This is a genomic window from Alteromonas marina, from assembly GCF_000808575.1.
Taxonomy (GTDB): Bacteria; Pseudomonadota; Gammaproteobacteria; order Enterobacterales; family Alteromonadaceae; genus Alteromonas; species Alteromonas marina_A.
The window spans coordinates 69,245-82,531 of record NZ_JWLW01000067.1 but is presented as its reverse complement, the minus strand read 5'-3'; the positions used below and the strand labels follow the sequence as shown (position 1 = coordinate 82,531).

At 44.0% G+C, this 13,287-nt stretch carries 11 protein-coding genes; 8 read left to right on the top strand and 3 right to left on the bottom strand.

All coding sequences use genetic code 11. From position 1 onward, the window contains the following. Nucleotides 1-168 precede the first annotated feature (168 nt). From RJ41_RS18155 to RJ41_RS18125, 7 genes are all read left to right on the top strand, one after another. On the top strand, nt 169-576 hold the full coding sequence (locus RJ41_RS18155; protein ID WP_014949161.1) for a MerR family transcriptional regulator: 408 nt from the start codon (nt 169-171) through the stop codon (nt 574-576). Next, nucleotides 573-1,742, top strand: coding sequence for an isovaleryl-CoA dehydrogenase (locus RJ41_RS18150; RefSeq protein ID WP_014979070.1), 1,170 nt, complete (start codon nt 573-575; stop codon nt 1,740-1,742). Before RJ41_RS18155 ends, RJ41_RS18150 begins: the two co-directional genes overlap by 4 nt. Nucleotides 1,743-1,998: 256 nt before the next feature. Beyond that, the gene (locus RJ41_RS18145; protein WP_039223855.1) at nt 1,999-3,606 is read left to right on the top strand and encodes a carboxyl transferase domain-containing protein; all 1,608 of its coding nucleotides are present in this window, start codon (nt 1,999-2,001) and stop codon (nt 3,604-3,606) included. Nucleotides 3,607-3,617: 11 nt separating this feature from the next. Then, nucleotides 3,618-4,418, top strand: coding sequence for an enoyl-CoA hydratase/isomerase family protein (locus RJ41_RS18140; protein ID WP_039223853.1), 801 nt, complete (start codon nt 3,618-3,620; stop codon nt 4,416-4,418). Beyond that, nucleotides 4,408-6,426 (top strand): acetyl/propionyl/methylcrotonyl-CoA carboxylase subunit alpha, encoded by a 2,019-nt coding sequence (locus tag RJ41_RS18135; RefSeq protein ID WP_039223850.1) that lies wholly within the window; start codon nt 4,408-4,410, stop codon nt 6,424-6,426. Before RJ41_RS18140 ends, RJ41_RS18135 begins: the two co-directional genes overlap by 11 nt. Before the next feature lie 4 nt (nt 6,427-6,430). Continuing rightward, entirely contained in the window at nt 6,431-7,327 is an 897-nt protein-coding gene (locus RJ41_RS18130) for a hydroxymethylglutaryl-CoA lyase (RefSeq protein WP_039223848.1), read from the top strand. A gap of 235 nt (nt 7,328-7,562) precedes the next feature. Beyond that, a complete protein-coding gene (locus RJ41_RS18125; protein WP_039223844.1) occupies nt 7,563-8,546 on the top strand; it encodes a transposase in 984 nt (327 codons plus the stop codon). Nucleotide 8,547: 1 nt separating this feature from the next. On the opposite strand, the gene RJ41_RS18120 is transcribed toward RJ41_RS18125, so the two are convergent. Beyond that, nucleotides 8,548-9,702, bottom strand: coding sequence for an MFS transporter (locus RJ41_RS18120; protein ID WP_039223841.1), 1,155 nt, complete (start codon nt 9,700-9,702; stop codon nt 8,548-8,550). A 76-nt stretch (nt 9,703-9,778) separates the two neighbouring features. After that, on the bottom strand, nt 9,779-10,264 hold the full coding sequence (locus RJ41_RS18115; RefSeq protein WP_476692296.1) for an SRPBCC family protein: 486 nt from the start codon (nt 10,262-10,264) through the stop codon (nt 9,779-9,781). A gap of 747 nt (nt 10,265-11,011) precedes the next feature. Between RJ41_RS18115 and glgC the strand changes: the two genes are divergently transcribed. After that, a complete protein-coding gene (gene glgC, locus RJ41_RS18110) occupies nt 11,012-12,298 on the top strand; it encodes a glucose-1-phosphate adenylyltransferase (RefSeq protein ID WP_039223836.1) in 1,287 nt (428 codons plus the stop codon). Nucleotides 12,299-12,461: 163 nt separating this feature from the next. Here glgC and RJ41_RS18105 read toward each other — a convergent pair whose 3' ends face one another. After that, nucleotides 12,462-13,271 carry an alpha/beta fold hydrolase gene (locus tag RJ41_RS18105; RefSeq protein WP_039224118.1) on the bottom strand — a complete coding sequence of 270 codons (810 nt, stop codon included), beginning with the start codon at nt 13,269-13,271 and terminating at the stop codon, nt 12,462-12,464. Nucleotides 13,272-13,287 lie beyond the last annotated feature (16 nt).

Here is a 13,287-nt window from a genome sequence, read left to right as displayed (position 1 = left end):
TATGTGTCAACCAAACACTACGTTTTAATATAGCGGTATATAAAACCATCTACCTTAAAACGATAGTGCTATTGCAATGACACCCAACCTAATACAGAGAATTTAATTACAAAGACACCCACGTTAAAACAAGGGTGTTAAACAGCGCTGAAATACAAGGTACGTGTAATGAGCAAGTACGACGACGAAACAACATATGCAATAGGCGAACTCGCTCGAGAGTTTGACATTACTCCTCGTTCAATTCGTTTTTACGAAGAACAAGGCCTAATGTCACCTTCAAGAACGGGACAAAATCGCGTTTATCTGAACAAAGATAGAGTGCGCTTAAAGCTGATCTTGCGAGGAAAACGACTAGGATTTTCCCTTGCTGAAGTCAAAACACTGTTCGACATGTACGACACCAACCCCAATTCGGCTATTCAGTTAGAAGCCATGCTTGAAATGACTGAACAGAAAAGAGCGGTGCTTAAACAGCAGTTAGAAGATATCCAGATGTTAATGACTGAACTGGATGATGTTGAAGCACGTTGCCGTGAAGAACTCGCAGAACTCAAACGAGGAAATATCGCATGAACACCTCCTACCCTACTTTAAATTTTGGACTTGGCGAAGACATCGAGATGTTACGCGATCAGGTCTATCAATTTGCACAGAATGAGATTGCTCCTCTTGCTGAACAAGCAGACGCAGACAACCAATTCCCAAACCAATTGTGGGCAAAACTTGGCGATATGGGCCTTTTGGGCGTTACTGTTTCAGAGCAGTATGGTGGCTCTGATATGGGCTACCTTGCGCATACCATCGCAATGGAAGAAGTTAGCCGCGCGTCAGGTGGTATCGGTTTGAGCTATGGCGCACATTCGAATCTTTGTGTTAACCAGATTTTTAAAAACGGTAATGATGCCCAACGTGAAAAGTACCTACCTAAGTTAGTAAGCGGTGAGCATATTGGTGCACTGGCAATGAGTGAACCGAATGCAGGTTCGGACGTTGTTAGCATGAAATTGAAGGCTGAAAAACGCGGCGACAAATACATCCTTAACGGCAACAAGATGTGGATCACAAACGGTCCTGATGCACATACTTTTGTTATCTACGCAAAGACCGACCCTAACGCAGGGCCAAGAGGGATCACAGCGTTTATCGTAGAGCGCGATTTCCCAGGCTTTAGCCGCGCACAAAAACTCGACAAACTTGGTATGCGCTCTTCTAATACCTGTGAATTAGTATTCGAAGATTGCGAAGTACCAGCTGAGAACATTCTTGGCAAAGAAGGCGAAGGCGTTCGCGTACTTATGAGCGGCCTAGATTACGAGCGCCTTGTTTTGTCAGGTGGCCCGCTAGGCATTATGCAGTCGTGCATGGACATCGTAGTTCCTTACATTCACGACCGTCAGCAGTTTGGCCAATCAATTGGTCAATTTCAGCTAGTACAAGGTAAAGTAGCTGACATGTATACACAAATGAATGCCGCACGCGCGTATGTTTACACCGTTGCACAGTCATGCGATCGCGGTGAAACAACGCGAAAAGATGCTGCTGGCGCTATCCTTTATTCAGCGGAACTAGCAACCAAAATGGCATTAGACGCCATTCAGCTACTTGGTGGTAATGGCTACATCAACGAATATCCGACAGGCCGATTATTACGTGATGCCAAGCTTTATGAAATTGGCGCAGGAACGTCTGAAATTCGCCGAATGCTTATAGGCCGCGAGCTATTTAACGAATCGAAATAACACGGAGTTCTGGGTGGAAACAAACTTCGTTTGAAACAGGGAAAGCTTAGGCATTCCCTGTGTCATTGAAATTAGGAAGACACCCACCCTACTCTATTTAAAGTAGATTTAGAAACGCTGAACTTTATTAATAGGCTAATGAATTGCAAGGACACCCACCGCAGCGAAAGCGCTTAGCATGGGTGTCTTGCTAATCATCTTGCTAACTAGTGGCTAACGCGACCGCTGTCGCATAGGCCCAACTCAAGGAGGGGTTATGCCCGTTCTTCGCTCAAGTATAAATACGAAATCTGAAACATTTATCGCAAATGCTGAACACATGCAGGCTCAGGTAAATGATCTCCTCGAAAAAATCGAACAAATTTGCCAAGGTGGCGGTGAAAAAGCGGCTGAGCGCCACGTGTCTCGAGGAAAACTTCTACCACGCGACCGAATCAACGCACTGATTGACCCAGACACGCCTTTTCTAGAAATAGGCCAACTGGCAGCGTGGGAAGTGTATGAAGACTATGTACCTTGTGCTGGGGTAGTTGCCGGTATAGGTATTGTTGCTGGCATCGAGTGTATGATTGTAGCTAATGATGCCACTGTGAAAGGCGGGACGTACTACCCCCTTACTGTGAAAAAGCACCTTAGAGCGCAAACAATTGCAGAACAAAATAACCTACCTTGTATCTATCTAGTAGATTCAGGTGGTGCTAACTTGCCCCGTCAAGATGACGTATTCCCAGACAGAGAGCACTTTGGCCGTATATTCTTCAATCAAGCAAATATGTCCGCTAAGAATATTCCTCAAATTGCGGTAGTAATGGGTTCCTGTACAGCTGGTGGTGCTTATGTTCCCGCCATGGCTGATGAAAGCATTATCGTTAAAGAACAAGCGACTATTTTTCTGGGCGGCCCACCGCTTGTTAAAGCTGCAACAGGTGAAGTTGTTACCGCAGAAGAGCTTGGCGGTGGTGACGTTCATACTCGAATTTCGGGCGTTGCCGACCATCTCGCCAACAACGACCACCACGCACTCTCATTAGCGCGTAATGCTGTCTCCAGACTAAACCGAAAGAAGCCAGAATGCCTAGATGTGGCCGAGGTAAAACCTCCACGCTACGACACCAAAGAAATTTACGGCATTGTGCCTGCTGATAGTCGTCATACATACGATGTAAGAGAAATCATTGCGCGTGTTGTGGATGACTCAGACTTTGATGAGTTCAAACCGCTTTACGGCACAACCTTGGTTTGTGGTTTTGCGCGCATTTTCGGTTTCCCCGTAGGCATTGTGGCTAACAACGGCATACTGTTCGGTGAAAGCGCGCTTAAAGGTGCTCATTTTGTCGAACTATGCGCCATGCGAAAAATCCCTCTCGTGTTTTTGCAAAACATCACAGGCTTTATGGTCGGTAAGCAATACGAGCACGGCGGTATCGCAAAACACGGCGCAAAAATGGTAACCGCCGTTGCATGTGCGAATGTGCCAAAGCTCACTGTCCTTATCGGCGGCAGTTTCGGTGCAGGCAACTACGGCATGTGCGGCAGAGCCTATGACCCACGTTTCCTTTTCATGTGGCCAAACGCTCGAATCTCTGTAATGGGTGGTGAACAAGCTGCAGGCGTTCTCGCTCAGGTTAAGCGCGACCAAAAAGAGCGCTCAGGCGAATCATGGTCGGAAGAAGAAGAAAAGGCATTTAAACAACCTGTCATCGACACTTACGAAAAACAAGGACATCCATACTATGCATCTGCAAGGTTATGGGATGATGGAGTTATCGACCCTGCGGATACGCGATTAGTGCTTGGCCTATCGCTTTCAGCAGCACTAAACAAGCCTATCGAAGACACCCAATTTGGCATATTTAGAATGTAGGAGTGCGGGTAATGGAACAATCAGTTATTTACAGCGTAGATGAAAGAAACATTGCCACTGTTACTTTAAACAGAGCTGAAAAACATAATGCCTTTGACGACGAAATGATAAACGAGCTTACTCGCGTTTTTAAAAAAGCGGGTGAAGACGCAAACGTTCGCGCACTTATTTTACGAGCGGAAGGCAAAAGTTTCAGTGCAGGGGCCGATCTTAACTGGATGAAAAAAATGGCCAGTTATACCGAAGCGCAAAATGAAAGTGACGCACTTGCATTAGCAACTATGCTGCAGACGCTTTATAAAATGCCGAAGCCCACAATAGCAAGAGTACAAGGCGCAGCTTTTGGCGGTGCTGTTGGTTTAATTGCATGTTGCGATATTGCTATTGGAAGCAAGCTCAGTAAATTTTGCTTAAGTGAAGTTAAAATTGGCCTTATTCCAGCAACTATCAGCCCTTATGTGGTAGAAGCAATGGGCGCACGAGTATGCCGACGCTACTTCCAGACCGCTGAAGTATTTTCTGCGCGTAGAGCAAGACGACTTGGACTTTTAAGCGAATCAGTAACAGAAGACGAACTCGATAGCACTATTGACGCCATTTTATCTAACATACTGAAAAACGGCCCCCAAGCAGTGGCGAAAGCAAAAGACTTAGCGCAATGGGTGTCTACGCAAGAAATTAACGATGCGCTTCTCTCAAAGACGAGCAAACTTATCGCACAAGTTAGGACATCTGAAGAAGGTCAAGAAGGCCTGTCAGCCTTTTTAGAAAAGCGCAGTGCTTCATGGGTGGAGGTTAAGAATGATAAATAAATTACTAATTGCAAACCGTGGTGAAATTGCTTGCCGCGTTATAAAGACAGCCAACGCTCAAGGTATAAAAACAGTAGCCGTCTACTCTGACGCCGACAAAAATGCCCTTCATGTACAAATGGCTGATGAAGCTGTCTATTTAGGGCCATCTCCATCGAAGGAAAGTTATTTACGAGGCGAGTTGATCATTGAGAAAGCAAAGCAGCTTGGTGTAGACGCTATCCATCCAGGCTACGGCTTTCTCTCGGAAAATGCTGAGTTTGCGAATCTATGCGCCAAAAACAATATTATCTTTGTGGGCCCACCAGCATCTGCAATTGAAGCGATGGGATCTAAATCTGCAGCCAAACACATTATGGAAAAAGCAGGAGTTCCTCTGGTGCCGGGCTATCACGGTGACGATCAAAGTGAAGCGGTGTTAAAAGGCGCTGCCGATGAAATGGGCTATCCTGTTCTACTAAAAGCCGCTGCTGGCGGTGGCGGTAAAGGCATGCGCCAAGTGTGGAGTGAAAAAGAGTTTTCTCAAGCATTAAACGCAGCCAAACGTGAATCTATGGCGAGCTTTGGTGACGACCACATGCTGGTTGAAAAGTACTTGACGCGTCCTCGTCACGTTGAAATTCAAGTTTTCTGTGACACCCACGGCAACGGCGTATACCTTTTTGAACGTGATTGTTCGGTTCAACGCCGACACCAAAAGATTATTGAAGAAGCCCCTGCCCCCAATATGTCTCAGACAGTAAGGGAAAAAATGGGTGAAGCGGCAATACTTGCGGCGAAAGCCATCAATTACGTAGGTGCAGGAACTGTTGAGTTTTTGCTTGATGAAGACGATTCATTTTACTTCATGGAAATGAATACACGCTTGCAAGTAGAGCATCCTGTGACTGAAATGATCACCCGTGAGGATTTGGTTCACTGGCAATTGACTATTGCCGAAGGAAAGCCCCTTCCTAAACAGCAAAGTGAACTCACGTTAACAGGACACGCATTCGAAGCGCGCATTTATGCCGAAGATCCAAACAACGAATTTCTACCTTCTACCGGCACACTGTGCCTTTTACGTACGCCAAAAGAAAATGACGTAGTTCGCGTTGATACAGGTGTTGTTGAAGGTGATGAGGTAAGCGTTTTTTACGACCCAATGATTGCCAAGCTTGTGGTTTGGGGAGAGAACCGCGAGATAGCGCTCAAGCGCCTAATTAGTGCTTTGGGTGACTACTATATTGATGGTGTAAGCACAAATATCGACTTCCTAAAGCGTGTCGCTACATACCCTGCATTCGTTGCTGCTGAACTTACAACTACGTTTGTGGAAAAACACCACGATTCGTTGTTTAGCGCTACCGCTAACGAAGAAACTAGCAATGACACCCATGCTAACATTCCCGCAATGGCATTACTTTCACTATTAAATAGAAAGGCTTCTGGAAAGAATAAGACCCCAGCGGTGTGGTCAACTGCCGGTGCTTGGCGGGCTAATGCAAATCACATAGAAACCCTCTCTTTGCTTTATAACGAAGAAGAAGTGCATGTAGAGGTCAAACATCAGCGTAGCGGAAGTGAAAATGTATGGGAGCTATCTGTAGACGACAATACGTATAACGTAGACGGAAAACTTGTAGACAATAATTTGCAAGCAACGATTAATGGCTACAAATCAACATTCACGTTTTCAAACAATAACGATACGTTCACACTTTTTAACAAAGACACCCATGCTACTTTCAGCATAATCTCAGCATCACTAGGTGATGATAGTGGCGATGCTAATGATGCTAATTTCAGTGCCCCGATGAACGGAACCATAGTGGCACATTTGGTCGAAAGAGGAGTGCAGGTCAAAAAAGGCGAGCCTATATTGGTCATGGAAGCGATGAAAATGGAGCACAGCATCATTGCCCCACACGACGGTTCAGTTGAAGAGTTTTTTTTCAAAGCCGGTGAATTAGTTGACGGTGGCGCCACACTTTTAGCATTTTCAGCGAAAGAAGCTTCAGAGGGCTAATGCGATGTTTCCAAATGCAGTAAGTATTGTTGAAGTTGGCCCCCGAGACGGTCTTCAAAATGAAAAACAAGCGTTAAGTGCTAACCAAAAAATTGAACTTATAAGACTTCTTTCACTAACTGGCCTTGATCGTATCGAAGCAGGAAGCTTTGTGTCTCCTAAATGGGTACCACAAATGGCGAACTCAGATGCGGTTTTTAAAGCGCTTAACCTAGAAGACAAGGTTCATTATTCTGCATTGACACCCAACCTTAAAGGCTTGGAAGCAGCTATTGAAGCGGGAGCTAAAGAGGTTGCAGTATTTGGTGCGGCTTCTGAATCCTTTTCACGAAAGAACATCAACTGTTCTATAAGCGAGAGCTTAAAACGTTTCGAGGCCGTGTTTGACCTGGCAAGCGAAAACAAAATCAAAGTGAGGGGCTATGTTTCATGCGTAATGGGGTGCCCTTACGAGGGTGAAGTCTCACCTAGTGCCGTAACACAGGTAAGTAAGGAACTCATTGACATGGGGTGTTACGAAGTATCCCTTGGCGATACTATCGGCGTAGGCACACCAATGTCTACAAGGCTGTTGTTAGATGACGTCTTGAAAGAGATTAATGTCAGCAAAGTTGCCGCCCATTTCCATGATACATATGGACAAGCGTTAGTAAACTTATATACGGCTTTGGGGTACGGTGTGGCGACCATAGATTCAGCTGTCGCTGGCCTCGGTGGCTGCCCATATGCCAAAGGAGCAAGTGGAAATGTTGCCACTGAAGATGTTGTTTATATGCTCAACGGTATGGGGATCGCAACTGGAGTGAGTATTGAAAAATTGCTTTCGGCGTCTTCATATATATCTGAAGTTTTAGGGCGCTCACCTGTATCGAAAGCAGCCAATGCGCTTTTAACTAAATAGTCATTTTTTATTCAGCCTCCTTTAGTAAGTAGACACCCATCTTAAGCATATATGTTGCTGATATGTTGGGTGTCTATGCAGCACCTCACTGATTTGTTGGGTGTCTTAATAACGCTTCACTTTTTACCAAACAACCAGTTTTCAAGCGTAAAACCGCCCTCTCGTTCAGGTCACAGTCTTCCCCATACAATGTTAAGGTTAAAATCATTAATACTACCTAGATGAATAATTAGACATGGCACAAAGCAGGAAGTCACTTATTAGCCTTCAAGACACGCCTTATTACCATTGTATCTCTCGCTGCGTAAGACGAAGCTACCTATGCGGGTTCGACCGCGTTAGCAACATCAGTTACGAGCACAGAAAATCCTGGGTTGAAAAAAGGCTTTTGTTTTTAAGCAAAGTCTTCGCCATCGAAATCTGTGCTTACGCAGTAATGAGCAACCATGTACATATTGTTTTGTGCGTTAACAAAAACGCGGCACTTTCCTGGTCAATAAACTCGGTGTTAAAACAGTGGCATAAAATGCACAAAGGTACACTCTTGACGCAAAAATACATGAAAGGCGAAGTACTTAGCGAAAGGGAGTTAGAAACGGTGAAAAGTACGGCTGAAGTGTATAGAAAAAGGCTCTTTGACATTAGTTGGTTCATGAGAAACTTAAACGAGTTTATCGCAAGGAAAGCGAACGAAGAAGATGATTGCACCGGCAGGTTTTGGGAGGGACGCTTTCGCTCTCAAGCACTGCTAACAGAAAAGGCTTTATTATCGTGTATGGCTTATGTTGATTTAAACCCGATACGAGCAGGAGCTGCAGCGAGCCTAGAAGAATCGCTTAATACGAGCATTCATAAAAGATTGACTCTTCGTATGTCTACCAATAAATCCGAAAAAGGATTGATACCATTTAAATGCCAAAGAATGAGTCGAAATCGACGCTGCTTAAACTTTTCTTTGCAAAGCTATTATGAGCTTTTAAACAGCTCAATTAAATCATTGCGTAACCACGACGAGGACGCCTCACCAAGGGAAAATCACTCGGAGCTTGAGCTAGTCGGCCTAAACCAAACTCAGTGGGCTCAGGTAATAAGACACTTTGAGAGTGCGTTCTCGGTCGCTGCTGGAGACACGGCCTCTATGCAAAAGTTTAAAATACACACTAATAGAAAGCGGATGGCTAAACAAACATCTGCCACGCTTTGCTTTGACCCTGCCTAGTCTACTTTTCAGAGGGAAGAATAAAGGTCATAACGATGGCAATCAAAAGCATACCGGTCATGATGTAAACTACAGAAAACGGTAGAACAGGCGTTAGCGCTGCATAGAGCGCACCAAATGATAACAATACTATCCCTATTGCAGTGTTAGAAAAGCCAACAAGTTCGGTTCTCTCATGGCCATCTTTAACATCTAAGCTATAAGTCTTTCTACCTGTTCGTACACCTGTGTGAGCAATTGAAAGTAGGAAAAACAGAATTGCAGAAGTAATAATTGAAGTGGACTCTAAAAAAAGAAGCGCGCCACATGCGCTCAATGCTAATACCCCTGACAACTGTAGAGTTAACCGAGCGCTTTTATCTGCGACTTTTCCCCAAATAATAGACGATAGGAGCGCCGCCAAAGCTTCAGCGCCTATATATATGGGAAGAAGCTCTTTCGCGTCTTCACTTCGTTCAATCATGAAATAAGGAGCCACGAGTGCCGAATGGACAAAAAGCCCTCTTACAAAAATGAACTTATAAACGGTAGAATCAAAATTAACGTTTAATGCTTGCCCCTCGTCTCTTCCGGTATCTACATGTGTCTTCACCGGCCATACACAAATCAATGTCAGCACAAATGAGAGCAGGCTTCCACCTAAAATAAACAGTAGAACATTGGACGATAAAGCCTCATCGAAAATTACTAAAGGTATCGCTATTGCTAAGGTCACAACACCAGATACAGTAGACGCTATCCCTATAAGGTTTCCCCGCTCGCCTTTTTTCGCAACATCAGCCTCCATGTCTTTAACGGTTAATGAACAAGCAGAGCGGCCTAAACTTAGAAGTACTAGTGCAAAAAGAAGCAGCGCTCCCGCTGTAAAGCCAGAAAAATACACGACAGATAACAGCATTACGAGTACTGAGAATGCCTGCACCATCATACCCACACGCCAGACGACATGCCTTTGAGTATGTTTGCGAAGATAGATACTGATAAAAACCTGAGGAAGAAGTGCGCCCGACTCTCTGATTGGTACTAGCCAGCCCACCATCCAAATCGGAGCTCCAACGCTTACAAGAATGGCGGTTAAAGTTGTTTTAGCTGAGATAAGTAAGTCAGCGAGCTTGTTAAGAGAGAGGCCCGCTACAAGAAGATTTTTTTCTTTCATAAACGATAGGCGTGTACCGTAATTGAGTGTCTTAATTACGGTACGTTAATATATCTAGATCAGAACCTTATGTTCATTAACCATTGTTCTCAACGAGCACCTTAAGGTTTTCGAGCCCCATTTCGAAGTCGGGCCCAATCATGCTGTCCATCATTAAGACAAAAAGTTTGTTTATTGGATTATTATCAACAGAGCCTTCATCTCTCCAGGTTACTATAGAACCATTATCTGTAGATTCAATTTCAACCACACCTGATGAGCCCATGTCAAACTCCGGGAAGTATAAGCGATAGAGAACACGTTTATTGTGTTCTAGTTGCGTAATTTCCATTTCACCATTGCCTTCAGTCTCGCTTTTCCATTCAGAGCGCATGCCAATTGCTCTGTCGGGACCAGAATAGTCAAGTTTCATACTTGGGTCACGTTTGAACCACACGCCCCATTTTTGCCACTCTCTTAAATCCACCACATACGGATATATTTCAGATGGCTGAGCATCAATATTGACTTTCCTTTCTACACTGTAATCATTAGGAATAAAAAAGCTTGTAACAATAGACAATAAAATTACAGCTCCCACGACAACTAATAGTTTTTTTAACGCTCCCATCTGACACTCCAAGACAAATTAACGAACCAAATATAACATCTAATTAACATTTGTCACCTATCGCTGCATTGACCTCTTTTTTGATCTTTGCGTTAAATAGACACCCATCGCAACATTTTCATCGCAATTGCCTACATTAATGCTGAGTCAAACTATTTATATTTTATAGTGGATGTCTCTTTAAAAATTAGATAACCCCGAACTACCGTTAACACCATAATTGAGCGGGTGTCTTCTACGTATTTTGAAATTTAGATCATATTGACTATTCTTATCTCACAACAACAAGGCACCAAGGCATTGCTCGAAGCAAATATCATTATGTGTTTGCACCGTTGGATGGGTGTCTTCCTTAATTTATTTCTCAATTTATATTTTACTTATTTCATGTAATAGAGCGTGGGTGTCTTTTTTAGGATTTTTATAATCGTTTTGATGATTAAAGTTGAACTTATGATGGGTGTCTTGTTGAGAAAATTCGTATCAGTCACATAAATTTAAAAAATTTAACTATTTCATCACAAAGCAAGAAAATCCGGCTGTTATTATAAAATATCTTGTGTAATATGGGTTTAGGTTATCAGGAAAGTCTGTTCATACGGGCCTATCATGCATAGCGCACTCAATCGCAACACTTCGTTTTCTTTTTATATTTCTATCGATACACAGTTGTCGCATTTTTACAGGAGTTTATAGGAAATGGCAGATCAAAGCTCTCGTTACATCAGTAACCTTACTCGCGATACATATGCGCTTATTCTCGCTGGGGGCAAAGGCTCAAGATTACACGAGCTCACTAACTGGCGAGCCAAGCCTGCGCTTTATTTCGGCGGTAAATTTAGAATAATCGACTTTCCTCTATCAAATTGTGTTAACTCAGGGATAAGACGAATTGGCGTAGTAACACAATACAAGTCTCATTCACTTATTCGTCACCTTGTTAGAGGTTGGGGGCATTTCAAAAAAGAATTGGGTGAATCAGTAGAAATCCTCCCCGCCTCACAGCGCTTTTCTGATAGTTGGTACGAGGGTACGGCCGATGCGGTTTTTCAGAATATTGACATCATTCGCGACGAACTTCCCAAGTACGTTATGATCCTTTCCGGCGACCATATCTATCGTATGGATTACGGTGATATGCTTGCGAAGCACAAGGAATCTGGCGCAAAAATGACGGTTTCATGTATGTCCGTACCGCTAGAAGAAGCGGCTGGCGCGTTTGGCGTGATGTCTGTAGACGAAAATTATCGTATCAACGGTTTTGAAGAAAAACCAGCCAACCCTACGCCGTTGCCTAATGATCCCACTCGTTGCTTAGCGTCCATGGGCAATTATGTATTCGACACAGAATTTTTGTTCGAACAGCTCAGAGTAGACTCTGAAAACATGGGCTCTCAGCGTGACTTTGGTAAAGATATTATTCCTTCAATCATTGCTGACCACCCGGTTTACGCCTATCCATTTGAAAAAAGCGGTGGCGATAACGCTTACTGGCGTGACGTAGGTACCATTGATTCTTTCTGGGAAGCCAATATGGAAATGGTGGCGCCAGTGCCTCAGCTGAATTTATACGATAGAAAGTGGCCCATATGGACCTATCAAGAGCAACTTCCACCAGCAAAATTTGTCTGGGAAGACCACGACAGACGAGGTGAGGCCATTAACTCTGTCGTTTCAGGCGGCTGTATTATATCCGGCTCTACACTGCGCTCTTCTATTTGCTTTTCTAATGTTCGAGTACATTCTTACGGACTTATTGAAGATGCGGTTATTCTTCCAGACGTAGAAATTAAGCGCCATTGTAAGTTGAAAAAAGTTATCATAGATCGCGGCTGTGTGATACCCGAAGGAACTACGATTGGTTACGATCATGAGCAAGATAGAGCGCGAGGTTTCCGCGTTTCTGAAAAAGGTATAGTACTGGTAACCCGCGAGATGCTGGGGCAGCCTGTAGGTGGCCTTAGCAAGTCAACAAAGCAAAGTTGATAGTCGCGTCAGCGAGTTAATCAGATTGATATTGGCCCTTACACCAATATCAATCTCCCCATCCAGGCTAAGAGCAAATAAAAGCACTGACCAACCTTAATCTCTCACATCATTTCGCTGCACTGATAACCTAAACCAATACGCAAAACTTAACCCCTAATAACTACTCCGCACTATTCCACTGCTCTAGCGTTTGCTCTATAAAGCTGGCAACTTTCTCAGGATGCTCTAACGGGAACATATGACCACCTTCTAAAGCTACATGTTCAATCGCATTATGCTTCATAAGGCGTGAATACATTTCAGGTTTACATACATTACTCTTGTTACCCGTCGCCAATATTGCCGGGCACTTCAGCTTGCCCTTATATTTTCCTAAGTTGTGAGGAACATTGCGGAATAACTCTGCTTCCACATCCGCTCGAAACGTAAGCGATATTTTGTCACCTTTCACCGCTGTCACAGATTTCACGTAATCGCGAACACATCGCTTATCCATATCCCTGAAAAGCGCTTTTCCATGAAAGTATGACACCATATCCGTGTTGCTTGGCCAACTGGTATTGCGCGTCTGCGCTAGCTTTGCCGGCGTCAATTTATTAATTAACGGCGTATATTTTGCGAATTTGAAAAAGTAACTAAGCGGACCAACCACTAACGGCGGGTCGAATAAAATAACGCCTCTGAATAATTCAGGTGCCTCGCACGCAGCCATATAGGTAATTACAGCACCAAATGAATGTCCGATCCCATAAACACCGCGAGCATCGGTATTCTCTCTTTTTATATGTTTGATTAACTCTTGAACTTGGTTGCGCCAGTTGCCATTTACCGGAAGCAGAGGGTCGTGACCAAAACGATCAACATGCAAACGGTTAAAGTGGCTAGGTAGCGCTGAAAACATGGCATTATAGCTTCCTGCAGGAAACCCGTTCGCATGGGCAAAATGAAAACTCAACTCGGTCGAGGACACCAACATACTCCTTAAA

What these genes read in the sequence shown, in the direction of transcription:
- RJ41_RS18145 (WP_039223855.1), top strand. Translation starts at nt 1,999, where the DNA reads ATGCCCGTTCTTCGCTCAAGTATAAATACGAAATCTGAAACATTTATC.
- glgC (WP_039223836.1), top strand. Translation starts at nt 11,012, where the DNA reads ATGGCAGATCAAAGCTCTCGTTACATCAGTAACCTTACTCGCGATACA.
- RJ41_RS18120 (WP_039223841.1), bottom strand. Translation starts at nt 9,702, where the DNA reads ATGAAAGAAAAAAATCTTCTTGTAGCGGGCCTCTCTCTTAACAAGCTC.
- RJ41_RS18140 (WP_039223853.1), top strand. Translation starts at nt 3,618, where the DNA reads ATGGAACAATCAGTTATTTACAGCGTAGATGAAAGAAACATTGCCACT.
- RJ41_RS18125 (WP_039223844.1), top strand. Translation starts at nt 7,563, where the DNA reads ATGGCACAAAGCAGGAAGTCACTTATTAGCCTTCAAGACACGCCTTAT.
- RJ41_RS18155 (WP_014949161.1), top strand. Translation starts at nt 169, where the DNA reads ATGAGCAAGTACGACGACGAAACAACATATGCAATAGGCGAACTCGCT.
- RJ41_RS18135 (WP_039223850.1), top strand. Translation starts at nt 4,408, where the DNA reads ATGATAAATAAATTACTAATTGCAAACCGTGGTGAAATTGCTTGCCGC.
- RJ41_RS18130 (WP_039223848.1), top strand. Translation starts at nt 6,431, where the DNA reads ATGTTTCCAAATGCAGTAAGTATTGTTGAAGTTGGCCCCCGAGACGGT.
- RJ41_RS18150 (WP_014979070.1), top strand. Translation starts at nt 573, where the DNA reads ATGAACACCTCCTACCCTACTTTAAATTTTGGACTTGGCGAAGACATC.